Raw genomic sequence first — 23,810 nt, 5'->3', positions numbered from 1 at the left:
GCGAGAGGGACTTGACCCCTCGGCAGGTTGCCCCTGCCTTCCGACACAGTTACACACATGTGTCAATAGTTCAATAACTCATTGATCTGAAAAGGAATTTCTGTCAATTTAGAAGCCTCGCCGCCTGTCAATCCGTCAATCATTGACATTGCGGCGCAGCAGAACCAAGGGTTGGCACGGAGCCAACGATAGGAAGACCATGGCACGCATGCTGATCGGCACCAAGGTGCGCGAACAACGCAAGGCAAGTGGATTCACACAGGCCGCACTGGCCGAGCGTGTGGGCATTTCAGCCTCGTACCTCAACCTCATCGAAGGAAACCGTCGCAACATCGCCGGCGCACTGCTCAAGCGCATTGCAGATGCGCTCGCCCTGCCCGTCGAACGATTGGATGGCGCCGCCGAGCGGCGCCTTGCCGACGAACTGAGGGAGTTGTCGTCCCTGCCGCTGCTGGCGCCGCTGGGCCTGGGGCATGACGGCGCCGAGGAACTGGCCGCGCGCCAACCCGACTGGGCGCGCGCCGTGGTCAACCTGCACCGCGCCTTCGTCGATCGGGGCGAAGCCGTGAATGCGCTGTCGGACCGGCTGCACCTGGACCCCATGCTTCGCGATTCGGTGCACACGCTGATCACGCACGTGGCCGCCATCCGGTCGGCCGCCGAGATCCTGGAAAGCGATGACCGGCTCGAACTGGCTGATCGACAGCGGTTCGTCTCGATCGTGGCCGGCGACAGCCGCCGACTTTCTTCCGTGTCCCAGACGCTCGCGAGCTTCTTCACCCGCGCGCAGGCGCACACCCGCTCGCTCTCGCCGGCAGAGGAAGTCGACGACTTCGTTGCCGCGCACGACAACCACTTTCCGACGCTCGAAGCCGTTGCCGAATCCCTGCGGCGCGAGGCGCGACTACAGCCCGGCCAGGAGGGGGCGCGGCTGGCCGCCTGGCTGAGCAAGACGCACGACGTGCGTGTGGTGCTGGAGGACGCACCCGGCAGCGGCAAGCATGCCGCAGGGTTCGATCCCGAAGCACGCACCGTCACGCTGGGCGCCTTTTCCAGCGGGTCGAGCCGCCGCTTCCTGCTCGCCCGCACGGCCGCGCTCCTCGGCGCACAGGTGCCCATCCAGGCCATCGTCGACCAGGCGCCCGAGCTCGCCACCGATACGGCACGCGAACGGGCATGCATCGCGCTGGCGGCCTACGTCGCCGCGGCGGTGCTGATGCCCTACGAAGATTTCCGTACCTTCGCCACGTCGACCCGGCACGACATCGATCGCCTGTGCAGACGCTTTCGCTGCAGCTTCGAACAGGCAGCGCACCGCTTGACGACGTTGCGGCGACCCGGCGCCGAAGGTCTGCGCTTCGGCTTCCTGCGCGCCAACGCCGCCGGCCACGTGAGCAAGCGCTTCGCGCTGCCGAACCTGACGCTGCCACGACACGGCGCCGCCTGCCCCCTGTGGCCGGTGCACGGCGCATTCCAGACGCCCGGCAGCGACCTGCGTGCCATGGTGGAGTTTCCGGGGGGGGAACGCTTCCTGATGATGGCGCGGGCCATCGACAAGGACACCCCCCGGGGGCCGTTGCCGCGCCGCCTGCTGTCGGTCATGCTCGTCTGCGACGCCCTGCACGCCGATGCGCTGGCCAGCGCCGACGGGCTGGACTGCTCGAGTCATGCACCGCACCTGCCGGTCGGCCACGGCTGCCGCATCTGCCCACGGGCCGACTGCGCGTGGAGGCAGGAGGCCCCGATCGTGGACGCCGGACACAAGGTGGCTGCACGCGATGTCCACTAGGGCAATTCGCAGTCAACACGGCGCCCGGCGGGCTCTAAACTGAAAGCCGAACGTGAATGCAGGGAGGCAAAGCTGCGCACGGCGGGAAACGACAACACCGCGACAGCGCCGGCAATCAGGCCGGGCAACGCCGTGCACGAAGGAGACCACTTGGGCTTGCGTGTCCTGATTGCCGAGGACGAGGTGAACATCGTCGAGTCGCTCGACTTCATCCTGCGCCGCGAAGGCTATGACGTTGACAGCGTCGGTGACGGTGAAGCAGCGCTCGCGGCCATGCGCCATAGCAATCCGCCGAACGCACTCATCCTCGACGTGATGCTGCCGCAGCGCAACGGCTTCGAAGTGCTCAAGGCGCTCAAGGGCGATGCGCGGCTGGCCCACATCCCGGTCTTGATCCTGACGGCGAAGGCGCAGGCGCACGACCGCGAACAAGCGACCGCGATGGGCGCCGACGCCTACATCACCAAGCCCTTTTCCAATCGCGAGCTGCTCGAGGTGGTGGGCCGGCTGGTCGGCCGTTGACGGCATGGAACGGCGCACGCCCTCGCCGCGCGCACGCAATCTGGCGGCCTTGCTGCCCGTCGTCGGACTGCTGTTGCTCACGCCGCCGCTGGTGACGCTCTTCACTGGGCGCATGCTTTTCGGCATCCCTCTGATCGTGCTGTACCTGTTCGGCATCTGGGGCGTGCTCGTGCTTGCGGCGGGTGTGCTGTCGACCCGCTTGCGGGACTCGCCCCCACCCGAAGGCGCGCAACAGCCGCAGGGCGAGCCGCCCGTCGACAGCGCACCGCCCGTCGCACGACGGCCGTGATCGCCGCCAACGTCGTTCTCACCACCGCGCTGCTCTATGTGGCGCTGCTGTTCGTCGTGGCCTTCGTCGGCGACCGCCGCGCGCGGCGCGACCAGTTCGGCTGGTTGCGGTCGCCGGTGGTCTACACCTTGTCCACCTCCATCTATTGCACGTCCTGGACTTTCTACGGGGCCGTCGGGACGGCGGCGCGCAGCGGCCTCGAGTTCGCGACCATCTACCTCGGCCCGACGCTCGTCTTCGTCGGTTGGTGGTGTCTCTTGCGGAAGATGGTACGCATCGGCCAGTTGCACCGCATCACATCCATCGCGGACATGATCTCCTCGCGCTTCGGCAAGAGCGCCTGGATCGCGGCACTGGTCACACTGATCGCGGTGGCCGCCTCCACGCCCTACATCGCGCTGCAGCTCAAGGCGATGACCAACAGCTTCCAGGTCATCAGCGGCTCCGGCCCGGAGGCGCTGCAGGGGATTCCGGCCACACGGCCCAACTTCCAACTGGCCTTCTGGATCGCCGCCGGCATGGCGCTGTTCACCATACTCTTCGGCACGCGCAACATCGACGCCAACGAGCGGCACCACGGCGTGGTGGCGGCGATCGCGCTGGAGGCCATCGTCAAGCTGCTCGCGCTGGTGGTCGTGGGACTGCTGGTGGTGGTGGGCATTGCCGGCGGCCCGGCCGAGGTCTTCGCGCGGATGCCTCCTGGCATGCTCCGAGAAGACCAGGTCTTCGGCGCGCGGTGGATCACGCTCACCTTCCTGGCGGGCGCCGCGATCATCTGCCTGCCGCGCCAGTTCCAGGTGACGGTGGTCGAGGCCACCAATGAAGACCACCTGCGCACCGCCTCGTGGCTGTTTCCGCTGTACATGCTGCTGCTGACGCTGTTCGTGCTGCCGATCGCTATCGGCGGGCTTCACTGGCTGCCGGCCGGCGCCAACCCCGACATGTTCGTCATCACGCTGCCCATCTGGGCCGAACATCATGGCGTAGCGCTGCTGGCATTCCTTGGCGGCTTCTCCTCGGCCACCTCGATGGTGATCGTGGCGTGCATCGCGCTGTCGACCATGATGTCCAACCACATCCTGCTGCCGATCGCGCTGCGGCTGCCTTGGTTTCCACTGCGGGCCAGCGGTGAGGTGCGTCGCTTCCTGCTGGGCTCGCGGCGCCTGTCCATCTGCTTCATCCTTGCGCTGGCCTTCCTGTACTTCCGGCTGTCGGGCAAAGGTGACGCGCTAGCTTCCATCGGCGTGATCGCCTTTGCCGGCGCGGCGCAACTGCTGCCCAGCCTGGTGGGCGGCCTGTTCTGGCGGCGTGCCACCGCTCGCGGCGCCATGGCGGGCCTGCTGGCGGGTGTGGCGGTGTGGGCCTACACGCTGTTCCTGCCGAGCTTCAAGGGTGCCTTCTTCCTCAGCGCAGCAGACCTGGCGCAGGGTCCCTGGGGGATCTCGCTGCTGCGGCCCTACGCCCTCTTCGGACTGACGGGCCTCGACCCGCTGGTGCATTCGGTGTTCTGGAGCATGCTGCTCAATACCGGTCTGTTCGTGATCGTCTCGGCGCTGGGCGAGCCCAAGCCGCTGGAGCACCTGCAGGGCAGCCTGTTCGTGGATGTCTTTCGACACCAGGGCGTCGATACCTCGCGCGTGGTCACCCGCTCGGCCGCCGCCTATGACCTCAACGTGCTGGCCCAGCGCCTGATCGGCGTGAACGAGGCGCGAGCGCTCTTCGCCGGCCGCGAACGCACCGCCCACGACCTGCAGCCCCATCACCCGATGGCCGACGACGCGATCATCACCGAACTGGAGCGCAAGCTGGCGGGCAGCGTGGGTGCGGCGACGGCGCGCGCCATGGTCTCGCAGGTCGTGACCGGCGAGACCATCAGCCTGAACGAGTTGGTGAAGATTGCCGACGAGACGCAGCGCGTGCGCGACTACAGCGCCAAGCTCGAAGCTCAATCGCGCCAATTGGCCGCCACCGCCGGCGAATTGCAGGCAGCCAACGAACGGCTTCGCCGCCTGGACAGCCAGAAGGACGACTTCCTCAGCCAGGTAAGCCACGAGGTGCGCACGCCGATGACGTCGATCCGTTCGTTCTCCGAGATCCTGCTCGACACTCGCGAGCCCGATCCGCAGCAGGCCCAGCGCTTCCTTCGCATCATCCACGACGAGAGCATCCGCATGACGCGGTTGCTCGACGGCATCCTCGACCTGAGCGTGCTCGAGGGTTCCGACGCCCAATGGCAGCTGCGGCCGGTCGCACCGCGCGAAGCGCTGTCCAACGCACTGGCTGTTTGCGAGGGCCTGGTGGCTGCAGGCGGCGTCCGCCTTCAGGATCACAGCCGCCTCGAAGGCGTTCAGGTGATGGCCGACGCCGATCGCTTGAGCCAGGTGTTCATCAACCTGATCTCGAACGCCATCAAGCACAACACGAATCCGGCGCCTGAGGTGCGCATCGTCAGCGCCGTGCACGAGGGCATGCTGGACGTGATGGTGCAGGACAACGGCCCGGGCCTGCGCGCCGATGAACGGGATCGCCTGTTCCAGAAGTTCTCGCGTGGCTGGACACAGACCTACAGCGCATCGCAGGGCGCGGGCCTCGGGCTGGCAATCAGCTGGCAGATCATGCGTCGCATGGGTGGCAGCCTGGCGCTGGTCGACAGTGCCTCCGGGGCGTGGTTCCGCGTTCGGCTTCCGATCCGGGTCACCGGGTGAGCCGGTACGTCACTCGATGCGTATGGCGCGCACACCGGCGTGGTGCAGACACTCGCGCAGGATCAGCAGGTATGCGGCCTGCCGGGCATCCAGGGGAACAGCCCCCGCCCAGCTTCCAAGCGCCGATGCGCGGGCCATGGCATTGAAGAGGCGCTCCACATCGTCAATGGTCGCAACGCCCGGCGGAGTAAAGCCCAGCGCATTGATCGCCAACTCGCGTGCCGCTTCGTCCCGCGTGCGCCAGACGGCTGGAGACGGCAGTTTCTGCAGCACCGGCATGAGCGCGTCCTCGACAACGGCAATGGCCTCTTCGATCTCGATCTCTGCCGGCGGATTGCGCCGGAAGCCACCGGCCCCCATGCGGCGCGTACCCAACGTGATCTCCACGTCGTCGCCGGCGACGCACGTGAAGCGCATGTCCTGTTCGGAGATTTCGAGCCGGATCGCGGGCGTCGGATCGTCGGCCATGACCATCAAGCCAGCAACCGATTCACGATCAGCGACCAGTGAGCCGGCTCCACCGGCGTGATCGACAGCCGGTTTCCGCGCCGCAGGACCACCATATCGGCCAGCTCCGGTGTGGCGCGCATCTCGGGCAGCGACAGCATGCGCGTCTTGCGCAGGGCCTTGACGTCCAGAAGCAGCCAGCGCGGTTCTTCCGGCTTCGAATCGCTGTCGTAGTAGGGCGACGAAGGGTCGAACTGGGTCGGATCGGGACGCGTGCCCGACGCGATCTCCGCCACGCCGTAGATGCCCGGCTGCGGGCAGCTGGAGTGATAGAACAGCACACCGTCACCCACCTGCATCTGGTCGCGCATGAAGTTGCGCGCCTGGTAGCTGCGCACGCCGGTCCAGGGCACGGTGGAATCGGGTGCAGCCAACGCGTCGTCGATCGAGCATTCGTCGGGCTCGGACTTCATCAGCCAGTAACGGGGCATGGCGAAACCTCAGGGTGCTTGCGTGAACGGGGGAGCAACGATGGTCGCATAAGGCCGGGCACTTGCGTAGCCCTGCGCGGGTGATCCGGCGCATGTACACGCCCTGTGCAGTCGCCCGCAGGGCGCTACTCCTTGACCGAACCCGTCAGCCCCGAGACGTAGTACTCGACGAAGAAGGAATAGACGAACGCCACCGGCAGCGAGCCCATCAGCGCGCCGGCCATCAGTGGCCCCCAGTGGTACACGTCGCCTTCCACGAGCTCCGTCACCACGCCCACCGGCACTGTCTTGTTTTCGGACGACGAGACGAAGGTCAGCGCATAGATGAACTCGTTCCACGACAGCGTGAAGGCGAAGATGCCGGCGGAGATCAACCCCGGCACCGCCAGCGGAAGGATGATCTTGATGAGGATCTGCCAGCGCGTGGCGCCGTCGATCAGCGCGCACTCTTCCAGCTCGAAGGGGATCGAGCGAAAGTAGCCCATCAGCAGCCAGGTCGCGAACGGAATGAGAAAGGTGGGATAGGTGAGGATCAGCGCCCACCGCGAATCGAACAGGCCCAGGTTGACCACGATCGACGCCAGCGGAATGAACAGGATCGACGGCGGCACCAGGTAGGCCAAAAAGATCGCGCCGCCCGAAGGCTTGGCGCCGGTGAATCGCAGCCGCTCGATGGCATAGGCCGCCAGGACCGCGCACGCCAGCGAGATGAACGTTGACACGACCGAGACGACGATGGTGTTCCACAACCACGCCGGGTACTCGGTGTGGAAGAACAGCTTCTCGAAGTGCGCGAGCGTGGGCGCCATGATCCAGAACGGATTGCCGTCGCGCGACAGCAGTTCGTTGTCTGGCTTGAACGATGTCACGCCCATCCAGTAGAACGGGAACAACAGAATGAACACGAAGGCGGCCATCGGGATGTACAGCGTCACCCACCGCCGCGGCATGGACTGCAGGAAGTCCATGCCCTTGCTTTCGTCCTTGCCCTCTTTCACTTGTCGCCCCCTTGCTGCCAGGCACGGCGCTGAAGGCCGAAGTAGCTGAACATGATGGCCGCCAGCAGGAACGGCACCATCATCGTCGCGATGGCGGCCCCTTCGGCCAGCGCCCCGCCCGAAATGGCGCGCTGGAAAGCCAATGTGGCCATGAGGTGCGTGGCATTGAGCGGGCCGCCGCGCGTGAGCACGTAGATCAGCTGGAAGTCGGTGAAGGTGAACAGCACCGAGAACGTCATCACCACCGCGATGATCGGCGACAGCAGCGGCAGCGTGATGTGGCGGAACTGCTGCCACGGCGTCGCGCCGTCGATGGCCGAAGCCTCGTAGTACGACGGCGAGATGGTCTGCAGCCCCGCCAGCAGCGAGATCGCCACGAAGGGAATGCCGCGCCAGACGTTGGCGATGATGGTGGAGATGCGGGCGTTCCACGGATCGCCCAGGAAATCGATGTAGTGGTCGATCAGCCCCAGCTTGACCAACGCCCAGCTGATGATCGAGAACTGGGCGTCGTAGATCCACCAGAAGGCAATGGCCGACAGCGCCGTCGGCACGATCCAGGGCAGCAGCACCACGGCGCGGAAGAAGCTCTGGAACGGCAGTCGCTTGTTGAGCAGCAGCGCCAGCCAAAGGCCCAGCCCGAACTTCGCGATGCTGGCGATCACCGTGTAGAAGATCGTGTTGAACAACGCCAGTTGCGTGACGCTGTCGCCCGCCAGGAAGACGAAGTTCTCGAGCCCGATCCATTCGCCGGCCCGGCCGATCTTGGTGTCGGTAAAGCCAAGCCAGGTGCCCAGCCCGAGCGGATAGGTCAGGAACAGCAGCAGCAGCACCGCCGCCGGCACCATGAACGCCCAGCCCAGCGCGTTGCGGCTGTTCTGGAAGCGCTGCATGAGGCTCATCCGCGGCGGGGCATCCGCTTGCGCAGCCGCAGCCCGGCCCATCGTCTCAACAACAACCTTGCTCAAGATCTACTCCTGCAAGTCCGACAACCCGACCCTTCTGTCTCCGTCGCCCGGCGAAGGCGAGGCACTTCGCGGCTCCCGCGCAACTGGATTTGCCAGGCAAACGCAGCGAGACGGATCGGGGGTGCTGCGATCACACCTTGTAGTAGCGCTCGGCGCGCTTCTGGGCGCGCTCCATCGCCTCCTGTGGCGTCTTGGATCCGCTGATGGCCTCTGCCACCATGTTGGCGACGATGAAGTCGGCGCCGGCACCCGCCGAGGCATACCCCAGCTTGCCGGCGTAGCCGGTGGGGCGCATGTTCTTCACGCAGTCGCGATAGGCCATGTGCTTGGGATCGGAGGTCCAGATCGGGCAGCTTTCATAGGCTGCCAGCGGTTGCGCAACGTACCCGCCGCCGCCGATGAGCCACTTGTCGAACTGCTCGCGCTCCATCATGAAGCGCAGGAACTCCTTGGCCGCATTCGGGTACTTGGTGTACTTCATCACCATCTGGTTGAAGAACAGGTGCGACTCCGTCGGCACGCCCACCGGCCCGATCGGGAACGGCGCGTGGAAGATGTCGGCCGCCATTTCCTTGATCTTCGGGTCCTGCGAGTTCTTGGCCGCGTAGTAGATCGATATGCCGTTGTTGGTCACCGCGATCTGGCCGTCGAGGAACGCCTTGTTGTTGTTCGGGTCAAGCCACGACAGCGTGCCCGGGATGAAGTTGGGATAGAGCTGCTTGCCGTATTCCAGCGCCTTGAGGGTTTCGGGGCTGTTGATCACGACCTTGTTGCTCTTGTCGACCAGCTGGCCGCCATGCGACCACATCAACCAGTTGGTCCACAGGCTGTCGCCTGTCGCGTTGCCCAGTGCATAGCCGCCAGGCGTGCCCTTGTCCTTGAGCGCCTTGTGCAGGGCGAGGAACCCGGCCGTGTCCTTGGGAAACTCCTTGAAGCCGGCTGCCTCCACCATGCTCTTGCGATACACGATCATCGAACCGGCAGCGCCAAGGCCCAGGCCGATCCACTTCTTGCCGTCAGGCCGCAGATATTGCTGCACGGCCGGGTACCAGCCGCCGTACTTCTTGCCCAGGTACTCCGCCAGATCGGTGACGTCGAGCAGCTTGTCCGGATAGAGGTTGGCATCGTCGTTGGTCGACAGGATGATGTCCGGGCCGGCGCCGGTGTTGGCCGCCACCGCCGCCTTCGGACGCACGTCTTCCCAGCCTTCGTTGTCCACGCGCACCTCGACGCCCGTCTTCTCGGTGAACGCCTTCACGTTCGCCATGTAGGCATCGATGTCACCCTGAACGAATCGACTCCAGCGCAGCACGCGAAGCTTGGCGCCTTTTTCCGGCTTGAAGGTCAGCGCGGACTGGGCGTTGGCGGACGTGGCGAACATTGCCCCGCCCACGCCGAGCGACGCGGCCGCTGCCATGCCGGCGGAACCCTCCAGAAACTTGCGGCGATTGAACTCGTTCATTCGTGTCTCCTGTTTCGTGTGTTGAACTACTACTTCCCGGAACCTTCGAAAGACAAGGGGGTGCTGGAATCAGGCCACCAGCCGCTGGCCAGTGGCCGCATCGAACAGATGCGCGCGCTGCAGATCGGGCTGCAGATGGATGACGGTGCCGGGCGCAAAGGCATGGCGCTCACGGAACACGGCTGAAAGCTCGGTGCCGGCATGGCGGCAGGCCACGAAGGTGTCCATGCCGGTCGGCTCGAGCACCGCCACCTGCGCCGGTATGCCCTCGGCGCCAGCCAGCATGAGGTGTTCCGGCCGAGTGCCGTAGACGACCGGCTGGCCATCCTGCCCGCCCGCGTTGCGCGGCGCGGCAAGCCGCGTACCGTCGCTCAGCTCGACATGTGCCTGCCCACCGCTCGTGCGCAGCACACCGGGCAGGAAGTTCATCGCCGGCGAACCGATGAAACCCGCCACGAACTGGTTGGCCGGATGGTCGTAGAGCGACAGCGGGTCGCCGGTCTGCTCGATCCGCCCGTCGCGCATCACCACGATCTGGTCTCCCATCGTCATCGCCTCGATCTGATCGTGCGTCACGTAGATCGACGTCGTGCCAAGGCGCTGGTGCAGTTCCTTGATCTCGCTGCGCATGGCCACGCGAAGCTTGGCGTCCAGGTTGGACAGCGGCTCGTCGAACAGGAAGACCTGTGGATCGCGCACGATGGCACGGCCCATCGCCACCCGCTGGCGCTGTCCGCCAGACAGCTGCCGTGGATAGCGCGCGAGCAGCGGCGACAGTGCAAGGATCTCGGCCGCACGGCCTACCTTGGCTTCGATGGTGGCCTTGTCCGCCTTGGCCAGCGCCAGCGAGAAGGCCATGTTCTCGCGCACCGTCATGTGCGGATACAGCGCGTAGTTCTGGAAGACCATCGCGATGTCGCGCTGCTTGGGCGGCAAGTCGTTCACGCGGCGCTCGCCGATCAGGATGTCGCCACCGTTGATCTCCTCGAGCCCCGCTATGAGCCGCAGCAGGGTGGACTTGCCACAGCCCGATGGACCGACCAGGACGGTGAACGAGCCGTCCGGGATGTCGATGTCGACGCCATGCAGGATCGGCACTTCGCCAAAGCGCTTCTTGACCGACCGGATCGTGACACTTGCCATGCGATGCAATCTCCAGGAAAACCAGAAAGCGGTTTCACCCACGGGGAAGCCGCACCGGCCCCCGTTCGATGCGAGGCAGTATCCGCACTGGTCAGGCCACTTGCCATCCGGGCAAACCAATACGTGTCAACCCTGAGAAATTTGTATGATGACCTGATTACCGTGCTCCAAACGCCCCGAAATCCACCGCCCGCCGTACTGTCGCCGCTGCCCTTGCGGCAACCGGCAGACCGCCTCTCCGACCGTCTGGCGCAGCGCCTGGCCGGCCTGATCGAATCCGGCAAGCTGGCGCCGGGCGAGCGGCTGCCCACCGAGCAGCAGTTGGCTACGGCGCACGGCGTGTCGCGCACCGTGGTGCGCGAGGCGGTTCACCAACTCAAGTCACGCTCGCTCGTCTCTGCCCGGCAGGGCTCCGGCGTCTATGTGATGGCCGCGCCCAGCAACCTGCCGCTGGCGTTCGATCCCAGCGTTCTCGATTCGGTCGAGGCGGTGGTGCACGTGGTGGAGGTTCGCCGCGTGCTCGAGGGCGAGATCGCCGCGCTGGCCGCCGAGCGAGCCACGCGCGCCCAGGTGGCGGCGATCCGCCGCGCGCTCAAGGCCATCGACGCGGCGGTGGCGCAGGGCAGCGACGGCGTGGCCGAAGACCTGGCCTTTCATCGCGCCATCGGCGAGGCCAGCGGCAATCCGCAGTTCGGCCTGCTGCTGGGCTTTCTCGAACAGTACCTGCGCGAGGGCATGCGCATCACGCGCGGCAACGAAGCACGCCGGCTCGATTTCATGCAGGAAGTGCAGCTAGAGCATCGCGCCATCGTCGACGCCATTGCAGCGCGCGACCCCGACGCGGCTCGCGCGAGCGCCCTGCGCCACATCGGCCGCGGCCGTCAGCGCCTGGTCGAAGGCGGCGTGCTGACGCCGGCCCCCGCCCCCCGATCCCCGGCTCGCGCACGCCCGGCCGTGCGCGCCGACCGACAATCCAAGCGAATCAAGGAGAACACCCGATGAAACTCATGATCACAGGCGGCGGCGGCTTCGTCGGCGCAAGGCTGGCCAGGGCCCTGCTGGCGCGCGGCGAGCTGACAGGCCGGCGCATCGAACGCATGGTGCTGACCGACATCGCGCCGCCACCGGCCGATCTGCTGGCCGACCCGCGCGTGGAAGCGCGCACCGGCCCGCTGCTTTCGCAGACCGAAGCGCTCAAGACCGAAGCCTTCGATGGCATCTTTCACCTGGCGTCCGCCGTATCGGGCGAATGCGAAGCCGATTTCCAGCTCGGCCTGACCTCCAACCTCGACAGCACGCGTGCCGTGCTCGACGCGCTGCGCGCCCGCACCGAGGCCGGCGGCACGCCGACGCGGCTGGTCTTCTCCAGCTCGATCGCGGTATTCGGGCCCGATCCGGCCGTGGCCTTCCCCAAGGTGGTGGCAGACGACACGCTCCCGACGCCGCAGACTTCCTACGGCACGCAGAAGCTCATCTGCGAGCACCTGATCGCCGACTACACGCGCAAGGGCTACATCGATGGCCGCGCCGCTCGCCTGATGACCGTCACGGTCCGCCCAGGCCGGCCCAACGGCGCGGCGTCTTCGTTCTTCAGCGGCATCATCCGTGAGCCGCTGGCAGGCGTCGAAGCCATCTGCCCGGTCTCGCCCGATGTCTCGCATCCCATGTCGTCGCCCGCGCACACGGTCGACGGCCTGATTGCCGTGTACGAAGCCACGCGCGAAGCCTTCTGCGGCCGCACCGCCCTGAACCTGCCGGCGCTCAACATCCGTGTCGCCGACATGCTCGATGCACTGGAAGAAGTGGCTGGCAGCGCGGTGCGGGCGCGCGTGAAATTCGAGCGCGACGAGCGCATCGCCAACATCGTCGCCAACTGGCCCACCGGTGCATCCGGCGCGCGCGCGGAGCGCCTGGGGCTCAAGCCGCACAAGACCTTCGCGGAGATCATTCGCCAGTACATCGACGATTGCCGCGCCCTGCCCAACGCCGACCAGACCCTCAAGGGACTGAACTGACGCCCACCACAGCTCCAAAGCACGCCCCAAACCGCCCAAGACATCCGACCGCCATGAAGAAAACCGCCAGCACCAAGTCACGGCCCGCCAATGCAGCCGGGAAGAAGAGCAAGAGCGCCAAGGCCGGCCAGCGCTTTCGCTCCCAAGCCTGGTTCGACAATCCGGCCAATGCCGACATGACCGCGCTCTACATCGAGCGCACGATGAACTTCGGCCTGGGCCTGGAAGAACTGCAATCGGGCCGGCCGATCATCGGGATTGCGCAATCGGGTTCCGACATCGCACCCTGCAACCGGCACCACCTGGTGCTGGCCGAGCGCATGCGCGAAGGCATCCGCGACGCCGGCGGCATCGCCTTCGAGTTTCCGCTGCACCCCATCCAGGAGACCTGCAAGCGCCCCACCGCCTCGCTGGACCGCAACCTTCAGTACCTCTCGCTGGTGGAGGTGCTCTATGGCTACCCGATCGACGGCGTGGTGCTGACCACCGGCTGCGACAAGACCACGCCGGCGCAGATCATGGCCGCGGCCACGGTCGACATTCCGGCCATCGCGCTCAATTCAGGGCCGATGCTCAATGGCTGGTACGAAGGCCAGCGGACCGGCTCGGGCACGATCGTGTGGCGGGCGCGCGAGATGATGGCGGCCGGCGAGATCGGCTACGAAGGCTTTCTGAAGCTGGTGGCCTCTTCGGCGCCATCGACCGGCCACTGCAACACGATGGGGACGGCCAGCACCATGAACGCGCTGGCCGAAGCGCTGGGCATGACGCTGCCAGGCAGCGCCGCCATCCCCGCGCCCTATCGCGACCGCCAGGAGATGGCCTACATGACGGGCAAGCGCATCGTCGAGATGGTGCGCGAGAACCTCAAGCCGTCCGACATCCTGACGCGTGCGGCCTTCGAGAACGCCATCATCGTCAACTCCGCCATCGGCGGATCGACCAACGCGCCCATTCACCTCAATGCCATCGCCCGCCACATCGGCGTGCCGCTGTCCAACGCCGATTGGGAAAAGCTCGGCTACAAGGTGCCCCTGCTGGTCAACCTGCAGCCGGCCGGCGAATACCTGGGCGAGGATTTCTACCGCGCCGGTGGCGTGCCCGCGGTCGTTGCCGAACTGGTGGCCAAGGGCAAGATCCAGCCCGCCCTCACCGTCAACGGAAAGACGCTCATCGAGAACTGCGAAGGGCATTTCGCGAGCGACCGCAAGGTCATCCTGCCCTACAACAAGCCGCTCAAGAAAGACGCCGGCTTCCTCAACTTCAGCGGCAACCTGTTCGACTCGGCCATCATGAAGACGAGCGTGATCACGCCCGAATTCCGCCAGCGCTACCTCGAGAATCCGGCCGACCCCATGGCCTTCGAAGGCCGCGCGGTGGTGTTCGACGGGCCGGAGGACTATCACAAGCGCATCGACGATCCCAAGCTCAAGATCGATGCGCATTGCGTGCTCTTCATGCGCGGCGTCGGCCCCATCGGCTATCCCGGTGCGGCCGAGGTGGTGAACATGCGTCCGCCGGCCTACCTGCTCAAGAAGGGCATCACTGCCCTGCCCTGCATCGGTGATGGCCGGCAGTCGGGCACATCGGGCTCGCCGTCCATTCTCAACGCCTCGCCCGAAGCCGCCACCGGCGGCGGCCTGGCACTGCTCAAGACCGGCGACCGCGTGCGCTTCGACCTGAAGAAGCGCAGCGCCAACATGCTGGTGCCCGATGAGGAACTCGCACGCCGCCGTACCGAACTGGAAAAGGCCGGCGGCTATGCCTACCCGCCCAGCCAGACGCCCTGGCAGGAGATCCAGCGCGGCATGGTGGACGAACTCTCCAACGGCATGGTGCTCAAGCCGGCGGTGAAGTACCAGCGCGTCAACGAGACGATGGGCCTGCCGCGCGACAATCACTGACCCTGTCGTCGCGTTCGCTTCCTGCATGTCCGTTTTCGCTGCTGCGCTCTTCTGTGTCGTCATTGCCGTCTCGGACGGCGACACCCTCAAGGCGCGCTGCGACTCGGAGGCGGAGGTTCAGACGGTGCGGCTCGCCGGCATCGACGCGCCCGAGTACCGCCAGCCCTTCGGCCGGCGCTCGCGGCAAAAGCTGGCGGACCTCGCGCTCGAACGGCCCGCGCGGCTGGAATGCCAGACGCGGGACGATCGCTACGGCCGCCGCGTCTGCCGCGTCTGGGTTGCGCCCAGCCATTGCCGGGATGGCGACGACGCCAAGGTCTGCCCGCAGACGCTCGACGCCGGCCACGCCATGCTCACCGTCGGACTGGCTTGGTGGGACGAACGATTCGCGCACACCCAGCCCCCCGAGATGCGCAGTGCCTATGCGCATTCGCAGCAAGAGGCGCAGGCCCGTCAAGCGGGGCTGTGGAGCGACAGCGACGCGGTGCCGCCGTGGCTTTGGCGGCAGTTTCATCCCTCCGTCTACGGTCGCAGCCGCTGACGCGACATCTTCGGCGCCTCAGTGGTGACGCGGCCGCCCGCGTTGCTCGTCGGCGGGCGCTATGAAGGCCGCGACGACCGGCACGCCGCCGCCTTCGGCCTTTGCGTCCACGCGGCGCTGCAGCGCGGCAATACCCGCCATCATGGCCGGCGCGTATCCGGGCAGCGGCCCCGGCGCGCAATCCACCACCTGCGGGTGATGCTCGGCGTCTTCATGACGCAGCAGCATCCAGTAGAAATGGCCCGGGATGGGCTCGTCGACCATCAAGGCGATTTGGTGATCCTGGCTCACGGCGACATCCTTCGAAAACCCGGCTTCGCCCAACGCGAAGCGCGCCCATGTAGGCCAGACGAACCAATGGCAATGAGTTTGAAAAGCCGTGAGGGCCTTCGGCCGTGGGTGGTAGGCCGGTTTGTCAGCCGCCCGAATGCATTTCGGAATCGATGGGCTTCGCCAGCACGCGGTCGATGCGGCGTCCGTCCAGCGCCAGCACCTGGAAGCGCCAGTCGGCCGCCTCGATGACCTCGCCCACTCCGGGCAATTCGCCCGACACCGAGAGCAGCAGGCCGGCCAGGGTGTTGTAGCGGCCCCTGTCTTCGTCGGGCAGGCTGCGGATGTTCAGCCGCGCGCGCAGTTCCGACACGGGCATGAGGCCGTCGAGCTCCCAGCTGCCGTCGGGCTTGGCCGTGGCCCACGCGTCCTCCTGCAGGCCTGGCTGCAGCTCCCCGGTGATGGCTTCGAGCAGGTCTCGCGGCGTCATCAGGCCCTGCACCACGCCGTACTCGTCGACCACGAACACCAGCCGGCCGGCACGCACGCGGTATTGCTCCAGCAGTTCCATGCCGGTGAGCGTTTCCGGCACGAAGGAAGCGGGCTGGGCGGCGGTGGACAGCGGACGATCGTACGAACGGCCCAACTGCAGCAGGCGTGCCACGCTGATCACACCGACGACGTCGTCCAGCGAACCACGGCAGACCGGATACCAGGAATGCACGAGCCCCAGTTCTGCGGCGCGTGCCACCTTGTCCAGGCATTCGGCAACGCTCAGGCTGCCGTCCATCCACTCGATGTCGGCACGCGGGATCATGAGCGACGTCAGGCGTCGATCGTCCAGGTGGAACACGTTGCGCACCATCTGGTGCTCGTGCTGTTCGATCACGCCGGCATCCACGCCTTCTTCGAGGCTGGCGGAGATTTCTTCCTCGGTGACCGCGCGCGAGCCGGTCGAATCGATACGCAGCAGCTTGAGCAACGCCGCTGTCGAACCCGACAGCAGCAGCACGAAGGGCCGCGCCGCCTTGGCGAGACCCGCCATCGGGCGCGAGACCCAGCGCGCCACGATCTCGGGATAGAGCTGTCCGATGCGCTTGGGCACCAGTTCGCCCACCAGGATGGTGAAGAACGTGATGAAGGCCACGACCACACCGGTCGAGACGATGCTGGAGGCGCCCTCGCCCATGCCGTGAGCTTGCAGCCAGATCGCCAGCGGGCCGGCAAACGCCGCCTCACCGACGATGCCGCTGAGCATGCCGATCGAGGTGATGCCGATCTGCACGGTGGACAGGAACCGGGTCGGGTCCTCCATCAGGCGCAGCGCAGCGCTCGCGCCAGCATCGCCTGTTTCAGCCAAGGCCGCGAGCCGGGCGCGCCGCGCGGTCGACAAGGCCATTTCGGACATCGCGAACAACGCGTTGCAGGTCGTCAGCAGGGCCAGTAAGACGACATCCATGTCAAGCGACCCCGTCCGACGCAAGGCAAGGCCGCGCGTGCCTGTCCAACGGGATGGGGCGCAAGAACGAAGGCGGGGGCTTCATGAACTCCGAGGGAAAATGACGAACATGCCACTTTACTTGATCGGCGATATACAAGGCTGCGACGCTCCGCTGGGGCGCCTGCTCGAACGCATCGACTTCTCGCCCAGCCGCGACACGCTGGTGGTGCTCGGCGACCTGGTCAACCGCGGCCCCGAATCGGCTGCCGTGCTGCGCCGGCTGCACGCACTGGGCGCCAGCGCCCAATGCCTGCTGGGCAACCACGACCTCCATCTGCTCGGCGTGGCCAACGGCGCCCGCTCGGCCGGCAAGCGGGATACGCTCGGCGAAATCCTCCACCTGCCCGATCGGGACGCAGTTCTGGACTGGCTGCGCCACCAGGCAATGGCCCTTCGCCGGACGATCGGCGGACATGACCTTCTGATGGTGCATGCCGGCGTGCCGCCGCAGTGGACGGTCGACGACACCATGCGCCATGCCGGCGAGCTCGAACGGGTGCTGCGCAGCAGCCACTACGCCGACTTCCTGAATGAGATGTACGGCAACGAACCCGCACGCTGGGACGATGCCCTGGAAGGCCCGGCGCGACTTCGGTTCATCGTCAACGCGCTCACGCGCATGCGGTTTTGCACCGAGGACGGACGGATGGAGTTCGAGACCAAGGACGGCGCCGCGGATCCGCCGAAGGGATACATGCCCTGGTTCGACGTGCCCGGGCGTCGTACGCACGAAGCCGGCACCGTCGTCGCTTTCGGTCACTGGTCCACGCTGGGCTGGAAGTCCAGGCCGGACCTGATTTCACTGGATACCGGCTGCGTCTGGGGTGGATGCCTGAGCGCCGCACGCATCGGCAGTACCCTGGCCGAGCGGGAATTGATCCAAGTGAAGTGCGAGCAGTCCCAGAGGCCAGGCTGAAGCCGCGCCAGCCGGCTGCCCCGGGTGCTGGTCAAGGCGTGGGGGTTGCCTTGAACAGCGCCGCGACCTTGCGCTTGGCGCGGATGTTGGTGGACATATTGCGCTGCGCCGGCGAAGCGCTGCGCGCAGCGGCCTCCCAGGCTGGCGGGTTCTCGCTGTCCTGACCAGCCTCGTAGGGCTTGTCGAAGAACGGATCGCGCGGAGCGGCCGCCGGGCGGTACGGACGGGGCGCACGGCGCCCTTCAGGGGCGCGTTCGCGCGGCATGTCGAGCACGTCGCGCGCATCGCCCGCCTCGCCCTCTTCGCGCCAATGGCGACGGCCGTCGTTGATGCGACCGCGCGGGCGATCTTCCTCGAACTCGATCGGCTCGAGCTCGATCTTCATCTTGATGAGCTTCTCGATGTCGGCGACCAGGCGGGTGTCGTTGCCGCCGCCTGCAAAGCTCATGGCCAGGCCCGAGGCGCCAGCGCGGCCGGTACGGCCGATGCGGTGAACGTAGTCCTCGGCGTTGAACGGCACGTCGAAATTGAAGACCGCCGGCACGTCCTTGATGTCCAGGCCGCGCGCGGCCACGTCGGTGCACACCAGCAGGTCGACTTCGCCGGCCTTGAAGGCATTGAGCGCCTTCAGGCGCTCCTCCTGGCTCTTGTCGCCATGCAGCGCGGTGGCACGAAGGCCCTCGCGTTCCAGCGAGCGGGCCAGGCGCGCACAACCGAGCTTGCTGTTGACGAAGACGAAAGCCTGGGTGATACCGCGTTCGCGGATCAGTTGCTTGAGCGCACGGCGCTTGTCGTCATCCGGCACGCTGTAGAAGCGCTGCTCCACGGTGGATGCCGTCTGGTTCGGACGCGCCACCTCGATGGTGACTGGGTCCTGCAGGTAGCTCGACGCGAGGCGTTTGATCTCCGGCGAAAAGGTGGCCGAGAAGAGCAAGGTGGTGCGTTGCTTGGGCAGGTAGCTCAGGATGCGCTGCAGATCCGGCAGGAAGCCGATGTCCAGCATGCGGTCTGCCTCGTCGAGCACGACGTATTCGACCTGGTTGAGCACCGCGTTCTTCGCTTCGATGTGATCGAGCAGGCGCCCGGGCGTGGCGACCAGGACTTCGACGCCCTTCTTGAGTTCCGCCGTCTGCGGCTTCATGTCCATGCCGCCGAAAACCACAGCACTGCGCAACTGCGTGTACTTGGCGTAGAGCTCCACCTGCTGGGCCACCTGGACCGCCAGTTCGCGCGTCGGCAGGAGCACCAGAGCCCGCACGGGATGCCGCGCCGGCGAGGTCGAAGGGTTTTCGTGCTTGAGCATGCGCTGAAGCAACGGCAGCGAGAATGCGGCCGTCTTGCCGGTACCGGTCTGGGCGGCCCCCATCACGTCCCGTCCCGTCAGGACCACCGGAATGGCCTGCTCCTGGATGGGTGTCATGGTTTCGTAGCCCATTTCGGCTACGGCGCGCGCCAGCGGTTCGGCCAGCGAAAGATTGGAGAAAGATGCGGTCATGAAGCCCTCTATTGTCGCATCCTCATGAAAAACGCTCGTGACAGCGCGAAATCCCGCCTGTTTGGCGGGATTCATGGCGGTTCGTGCCCGGGCTTAGGGACGACCGCGAATCGGGCCGCGGCGACGTACGGCGGCTAGAGGGCCTTGGCCGCGAACGTATCGCAATCCTGGACGCGCCCGCTTCGGAACCCGTTGCCGAACCAGCGCTGGCGCTGCGCGCTGGTGCCGTGGGTGAAGCTGTCGGGAACGACAGCCCGTCCGGCGGAGCGCTGCAGCGCGTCGTCACCGATCTTCTGGGCTGCATTCATCGCTGCCTCGATGTCGCCCGCGTCCAGCCACTGCTTGGACTGTTGCGAATGATGGGCCCAGATGCCGGCGAAGCAATCGGCCTGCAGTTCGACTCGCACGCTCATTGCGTTGGCCTGCGCCTGACTCATGCGGCTGCGGGCCTGATCGACCTTGCCCGTGATGCCCAGCTCGTCCTGCACGTGGTGGCCGACCTCGTGGGCGATGACGTAGGCACGGGCGAATTCACCGGGCGCGCCCAGTTGACGGGATAGGGTGTCGAAGAAGCTCAGGTCGATGTAGACCTTCTTGTCGCCTGGGCAGTAGAACGGCCCCATGGCCGACTGACCGGCGCCGCAGGCCGTCTGCGTGTAGCCGCGAAACAGCACCAGCCTGGGCGCTTGATAGGTCGCGCCTGCCTGCCGAAAGACGCCGCTCCACACTTCCTCGGTATTTCGCAGCACAACCGAGACGAATTGGGCCTCGCGGTCCTCGGCCGGGGGCGGCGGTGCCGGGCCTTGCTGCACCTGTGGCGCGGGGCCGCCGCCACCACCCAACAGGCCCAGGATGGTCAGGGGGTTGATGCCGAAGATCCAGCCTGCCAGCACGGCCACCACAACCGTGCCCAAGCCGATGCCGCGTCCGCCGATGAAGCCCCCGCGCCCACCTTGGCCACGGCGGTCTTCAACGTTGTCCGATCCCTCGTTGCCTTCCCATCTCATGTCGGTCTCCGCGTTGCGCCTCATTGGCGCGAGCCGAATGCTAATGCCGCCGCGCCACCGATGTTGTCAGCGGCGATGCCGTCAGGTGGCGCCTGGAACGGCGCCGACTGCGCTCAGGCCTTGGGCAGCGTCACGCCGCGCTGGCCCTGGTACTTTCCGCCGCGATCCTTGTAGCTCGTTTCGCAGACCTCGTCACTTTCGAAGAACAGCACCTGCGCACAGCCCTCGCCAGCGTAGATCTTGGCCGGCAGCGGCGTGGTGTTGGAGAACTCCAGCGTCACGTAGCCTTCCCATTCGGGCTCGAAGGGCGTGACGTTGACGATGATGCCGCAGCGGGCATACGTGCTCTTGCCCAGGCAGATGGTGAGCACGTTGCGCGGGATGCGGAAGTACTCGACCGTGCGCGCCAGCGCGAAGCTGTTGGGCGGAATGATGCAATGGTCACCGTGCATGTCCACGAAGCTCTTCTCGTCGAAGTTCTTCGGATCGACCACGGTGCTGTGGATGTTCGTGAAGACCTTGAATTCGGGCGCGCAGCGAATGTCGTAGCCGTAGCTCGAGGTGCCATAGCTGATGATGCGCTGACCGTCCACCTCGCGCACCTGCCCCGGCTCGAAGGGCTCGATCATGCCGTTCTTCTCGGCCATGCGCCGGATCCACTTGTCACTCTTGATGCTCATTGCGCGTCCTTGCTGGGGGTCGCCATTCTAGTGGGGCGAAGGCGGGCCCGACGAGGTGGCACGGCGCCCCTTGCGGGCCTCAGGCGCCAGCCTGGCCCACCACGGCGCGCTCGACCACGCGGTCGTCGCCCAGGACGATGAGGGCGAACAACATCTCTTCCAGGCTGCCCGCCAGCGCGGTCTTGCGAGCCAGCAGCGGCGTGGCGGCAGGATCGAGCACCAGGAAGTCGGCTTCGCAGCCGGGCTGCAAGTTGCCGATCACGCCACCCAGGCCCAGCGCCTGCGCGGCCGCGCCGGTGTGGCGCCACCAGAGTTGCGACGGCGCCAGGCTCAAGCCCGGCTTGGTCTGGCCCTCGCGTCCGACGTAGTAGGCCGCCAGCATGGTGTGAAAGGGGCTGAAGCTGGTGCCGCCCCCCACGTCGCTGGCCAGACCATGGTGGTACCCCACCCGCTGAGCACCCTCGAAATCGAAGAAGCCGCTGCCCAGGAAGAGGTTGCTGGTCGGGCTGACGGCGGTGGCTGCGCCCGTCTCGCGCATCAAGGCACGATCGTCGTCATCGAAGTGAATGCAGTGGGCATACACGGCCCGCTCGCGCATGAGGTGGAAGCCCCGGTACACGTCCAGGTACGACCTGGCATTCGGGAACAGCTCGCGCGCCCACTTGATCTCATCCTTGTTCTCGGAGACGTGGGAATGGATCCAGGTGTCTGGGTAGGCCTGGGCGATCTCGCCGGCGCCACCGAGCTGGCGGTCGGTGCTCGTGGGTGCGAATCTGGGCGTGATGGCGTAGCCCAGGCGATCGACACCGTGCCAGCGGCGGATCAGGGCCTCCGTGTCGAGCAGGCTCTGCTCGGTGTCGTCGCGCACGCCGTCGGGCGAATGGCGGTCCTGCAGCACCTTGCCGGTGATCATGCGCATCTTGCGCCGCTGGGCCTCACCGAAGAACGCGTCCACCGACGCCGGATGCGAGGTCGCGAATGTGAGTGCGGTGGTCACGCCGTTGCGCAGCAGTTCGTCGAGGAAGAAGCTGGCCACGCCAGCGGCATGCGCGGGGTCGGCAAAGCGGCTTTCCGCCGGGAAGGTGTAGTTCTCCAGCCAGGGCAGCAGGCCATCGGCGGGCGCGCCGATGATGTCGGTCTGCGGATAGTGCACGTGCATGTCGACGAAACCCGGCGCCAGGATCTTGCCCGGCAGGTGCTCCACCGGCACCTGCGCATATCGGGTCTTCAGGTCGTTCCACGCGCCCGCGGCCTGCACCACCTGGCGGCCCGTGGCGTCCGGCCCCACCACCAGCAGGCCGTCGGTTTCGTACAGGGGCTGGCCATTGGCCTCGTCGAATCGCAGCAGCGCCGCGCGGTAGGCGTTCATCGTCATGGTCCGGCGAGCGTAGTTCATGCGCCACGCTTTGCAATGCGCGTGGCCATATACCACCCATACAACGTGCCCTTGCGCGCTCGCGACCGGATAATTCCCGGGGATGAAGGTCCTGCTGATCGGCAACTACGCGCCCGACGACCAGAAGAGCATGGTGGCGTTCACCGGAATGCTCGAACGCGAGTTGCCGCGCCTGGGCTGCGAAGTGCGCGTGCGGGTGCCTCCGCCGCTGGCCACGCGCCTGCCCATGCCCCGGCCGCTGCGCAAGTGGGCCGGCTATGTCGACAAGTTCGTGTTCTTCCCACCCACGCTGGGCGCCGACGCCCGATGGGCCGATGTGGTGCACGTCTGCGACCATTCGAACGCGATGTATCTGCCGCGCCTGGCAGGGCACCCCACGGTGCTGACCTGCCACGACGTGATCGCCATCCGTGCCGCCCGCGGCCTGGTGACCGATTGGCACACGGGATGGACAGGCCGCATCTTCCAGCGCCTGATCGCCAACGGCATTGGCCACGCCGAGCGGGTGGCGTGCGTTTCCGAATCGACGCGCAACGACGTGCTGGCCCTGAACCTGGCACAGCCCGAACGGCTCTCGCTGGTGCCGCTGGGGCTGAACAATGAATTCGGCCCCCTGCCACCCGATCGGATCCGCGAGAGCCTGACCGGTCTTGGCGTGTCGCCCGACGAGGCCTACCTGCTCCACGTCGGCCACGAGCATCCACGCAAGAACCGCATGGCGGTGTTGAAGGCCTTCCTCACCATCCAGCAGGAGGGCGGCGACGCGGCACCGGTGCGCTCGCTTGTCTTCGTCGGCTCTGCCTTGACACAGGAAATGATCGCGCTCGCGGCGCAGCATCCCGACGCCGCCAAGCGCATCCACGTGCTGCGTGACGTGCCTCACGACAGGTTGCGTGCGCTTTACTGTGGCGCCACCGCCCTGCTCTTTCCCTCGCTGCAGGAGGGCTTCGGCTGGCCCATCATCGAGGCGCAGGCCAGCGGCTGCCCCGTGTTCGCGTCCGATCTGGCACCCATGAACGACATCGGCGGCGACGCAGCCGAGTACATCGACCCGCACGACCCGGATGCCATCGCCCGAAGCATCATGGACTCGGCCTCACGACTGGCGCGGATGCGGGAGCGCGGCCTGGAAAACGCGGCCCAATACACGGCCGCGCGCATGGCAGCCCGTTACCTTGACCTGTATCGGGGCGTGCTGGCAGCGCATGCCAGCGCAAAGGGCTCGCCCGAAGACCGCCTGCACGCCGCCAGCCGACATTGATCCAGCGGCG

General features: G+C 66.5%; 22 protein-coding genes. 10 read left to right on the top strand and 12 right to left on the bottom strand.

What is annotated here, in order from left to right; genetic code table 11:
• The first annotated feature begins 199 nt into the window (after positions 1-199).
• From QTH91_RS05015 to QTH91_RS05000, 4 genes are all read left to right on the top strand, one after another.
• Positions 200-1,789, top strand: coding sequence for a helix-turn-helix domain-containing protein (locus QTH91_RS05015; protein ID WP_286658914.1), 1,590 nt, complete (start codon positions 200-202; stop codon positions 1,787-1,789).
• A 150-nt stretch (positions 1,790-1,939) separates the two neighbouring features.
• Positions 1,940-2,311, top strand: coding sequence for a response regulator transcription factor (locus QTH91_RS05010; RefSeq protein ID WP_286658913.1), 372 nt, complete (start codon positions 1,940-1,942; stop codon positions 2,309-2,311).
• 4 nt (positions 2,312-2,315) lie between these two features.
• Positions 2,316-2,600, top strand: a complete 285-nt coding sequence (locus QTH91_RS05005; protein ID WP_286658912.1) for a hypothetical protein — start codon at positions 2,316-2,318, stop codon at positions 2,598-2,600.
• On the top strand, positions 2,597-5,305 hold the full coding sequence (locus QTH91_RS05000; protein WP_286658911.1) for a sodium:solute symporter family transporter: 2,709 nt from the start codon (positions 2,597-2,599) through the stop codon (positions 5,303-5,305). The genes QTH91_RS05005 and QTH91_RS05000 overlap by 4 nt, the downstream gene beginning before the upstream one ends.
• Positions 5,306-5,314: 9 nt before the next feature.
• On the opposite strand, the gene QTH91_RS04995 is transcribed toward QTH91_RS05000, so the two are convergent.
• The 6 genes from QTH91_RS04995 to QTH91_RS04970 all read right to left on the bottom strand — a co-directional run bounded on the left by QTH91_RS04995 (position 5,315) and on the right by QTH91_RS04970 (position 10,814).
• Positions 5,315-5,773 (bottom strand): hypothetical protein, encoded by a 459-nt coding sequence (locus tag QTH91_RS04995; RefSeq protein WP_286658910.1) that lies wholly within the window; start codon positions 5,771-5,773, stop codon positions 5,315-5,317.
• Between the two features lie 5 nt (positions 5,774-5,778).
• On the bottom strand, positions 5,779-6,243 hold the full coding sequence (locus QTH91_RS04990; RefSeq protein ID WP_286658909.1) for an EVE domain-containing protein: 465 nt from the start codon (positions 6,241-6,243) through the stop codon (positions 5,779-5,781).
• A gap of 125 nt (positions 6,244-6,368) precedes the next feature.
• Positions 6,369-7,211, bottom strand: coding sequence for a carbohydrate ABC transporter permease (locus QTH91_RS04985; protein ID WP_286659622.1), 843 nt, complete (start codon positions 7,209-7,211; stop codon positions 6,369-6,371).
• A gap of 26 nt (positions 7,212-7,237) precedes the next feature.
• Positions 7,238-8,143: a carbohydrate ABC transporter permease gene (locus QTH91_RS04980; RefSeq protein WP_286659621.1), complete on the bottom strand. Its 906-nt coding sequence runs from the start codon at positions 8,141-8,143 to the stop codon at positions 7,238-7,240.
• 196 nt (positions 8,144-8,339) lie between these two features.
• A complete protein-coding gene (locus tag QTH91_RS04975; RefSeq protein ID WP_286658908.1) occupies positions 8,340-9,671 on the bottom strand; it encodes an ABC transporter substrate-binding protein in 1,332 nt (443 codons plus the stop codon).
• Between the two features lie 69 nt (positions 9,672-9,740).
• Complete coding sequence (locus QTH91_RS04970; RefSeq protein ID WP_286658907.1) at positions 9,741-10,814, bottom strand: ABC transporter ATP-binding protein; 1,074 nt, start codon at positions 10,812-10,814, stop codon at positions 9,741-9,743.
• A gap of 162 nt (positions 10,815-10,976) precedes the next feature.
• Here QTH91_RS04970 and QTH91_RS04965 point away from each other — a divergent pair, with 162 nt between their 5' ends.
• The 4 genes from QTH91_RS04965 to QTH91_RS04950 are packed head-to-tail and all read left to right on the top strand — an operon-like array spanning position 10,977 to position 15,274.
• Positions 10,977-11,816 (top strand): FadR/GntR family transcriptional regulator, encoded by an 840-nt coding sequence (locus QTH91_RS04965; RefSeq protein WP_286658906.1) that lies wholly within the window; start codon positions 10,977-10,979, stop codon positions 11,814-11,816.
• Positions 11,813-12,829, top strand: a complete 1,017-nt coding sequence (gene denD, locus QTH91_RS04960) for a D-erythronate dehydrogenase (protein WP_286658905.1) — start codon at positions 11,813-11,815, stop codon at positions 12,827-12,829. The genes QTH91_RS04965 and denD overlap by 4 nt, the downstream gene beginning before the upstream one ends.
• A 53-nt stretch (positions 12,830-12,882) precedes the next feature.
• Positions 12,883-14,733, top strand: a complete 1,851-nt coding sequence (locus QTH91_RS04955; RefSeq protein WP_286658904.1) for an IlvD/Edd family dehydratase — start codon at positions 12,883-12,885, stop codon at positions 14,731-14,733.
• A gap of 25 nt (positions 14,734-14,758) precedes the next feature.
• Complete coding sequence (locus QTH91_RS04950) at positions 14,759-15,274, top strand: thermonuclease family protein (RefSeq protein ID WP_286658903.1); 516 nt, start codon at positions 14,759-14,761, stop codon at positions 15,272-15,274.
• 18 nt (positions 15,275-15,292) lie between these two features.
• Here QTH91_RS04950 and QTH91_RS04945 read toward each other — a convergent pair whose 3' ends face one another.
• Positions 15,293-15,565 (bottom strand): hypothetical protein, encoded by a 273-nt coding sequence (locus QTH91_RS04945; RefSeq protein WP_286658902.1) that lies wholly within the window; start codon positions 15,563-15,565, stop codon positions 15,293-15,295.
• Between the two features lie 124 nt (positions 15,566-15,689).
• Complete coding sequence (locus QTH91_RS04940; RefSeq protein ID WP_286658901.1) at positions 15,690-17,003, bottom strand: hemolysin family protein; 1,314 nt, start codon at positions 17,001-17,003, stop codon at positions 15,690-15,692.
• Positions 17,004-17,112: 109 nt separating this feature from the next.
• Between QTH91_RS04940 and QTH91_RS04935 the strand changes: the two genes are divergently transcribed.
• Entirely contained in the window at positions 17,113-17,961 is an 849-nt protein-coding gene (locus QTH91_RS04935) for a symmetrical bis(5'-nucleosyl)-tetraphosphatase (protein ID WP_286658900.1), read from the top strand.
• A gap of 31 nt (positions 17,962-17,992) precedes the next feature.
• Here the strand turns inward: QTH91_RS04935 and QTH91_RS04930 are convergent, their stop codons facing one another.
• The 4 genes from QTH91_RS04930 to guaD all read right to left on the bottom strand — a co-directional run bounded on the left by QTH91_RS04930 (position 17,993) and on the right by guaD (position 22,512).
• Positions 17,993-19,456, bottom strand: coding sequence for a DEAD/DEAH box helicase (locus QTH91_RS04930; protein WP_286658899.1), 1,464 nt, complete (start codon positions 19,454-19,456; stop codon positions 17,993-17,995).
• 134 nt (positions 19,457-19,590) lie between these two features.
• Positions 19,591-20,463, bottom strand: a complete 873-nt coding sequence (gene ypfJ / locus QTH91_RS04925) for a KPN_02809 family neutral zinc metallopeptidase (protein WP_286658898.1) — start codon at positions 20,461-20,463, stop codon at positions 19,591-19,593.
• A 113-nt stretch (positions 20,464-20,576) separates the two neighbouring features.
• Positions 20,577-21,143, bottom strand: coding sequence for a dCTP deaminase (gene dcd, locus QTH91_RS04920; protein ID WP_286658897.1), 567 nt, complete (start codon positions 21,141-21,143; stop codon positions 20,577-20,579).
• A 79-nt stretch (positions 21,144-21,222) separates the two neighbouring features.
• The gene (guaD, locus tag QTH91_RS04915; RefSeq protein WP_286659620.1) at positions 21,223-22,512 is read right to left on the bottom strand and encodes a guanine deaminase; all 1,290 of its coding nucleotides are present in this window, start codon (positions 22,510-22,512) and stop codon (positions 21,223-21,225) included.
• Positions 22,513-22,621: 109 nt separating this feature from the next.
• Here guaD and QTH91_RS04910 point away from each other — a divergent pair, with 109 nt between their 5' ends.
• Positions 22,622-23,800, top strand: a complete 1,179-nt coding sequence (locus QTH91_RS04910; protein ID WP_286658896.1) for a glycosyltransferase family 4 protein — start codon at positions 22,622-22,624, stop codon at positions 23,798-23,800.
• Positions 23,801-23,810 lie beyond the last annotated feature (10 nt).

Source organism: Variovorax dokdonensis, assembly GCF_030316895.1.
Lineage (GTDB): Bacteria > Pseudomonadota > Gammaproteobacteria > Burkholderiales > Burkholderiaceae_C > Variovorax > Variovorax dokdonensis.
The sequence above is the reverse complement of the archived record's forward strand: the minus strand, read 5'-3'. Positions and strand labels throughout refer to the sequence as shown.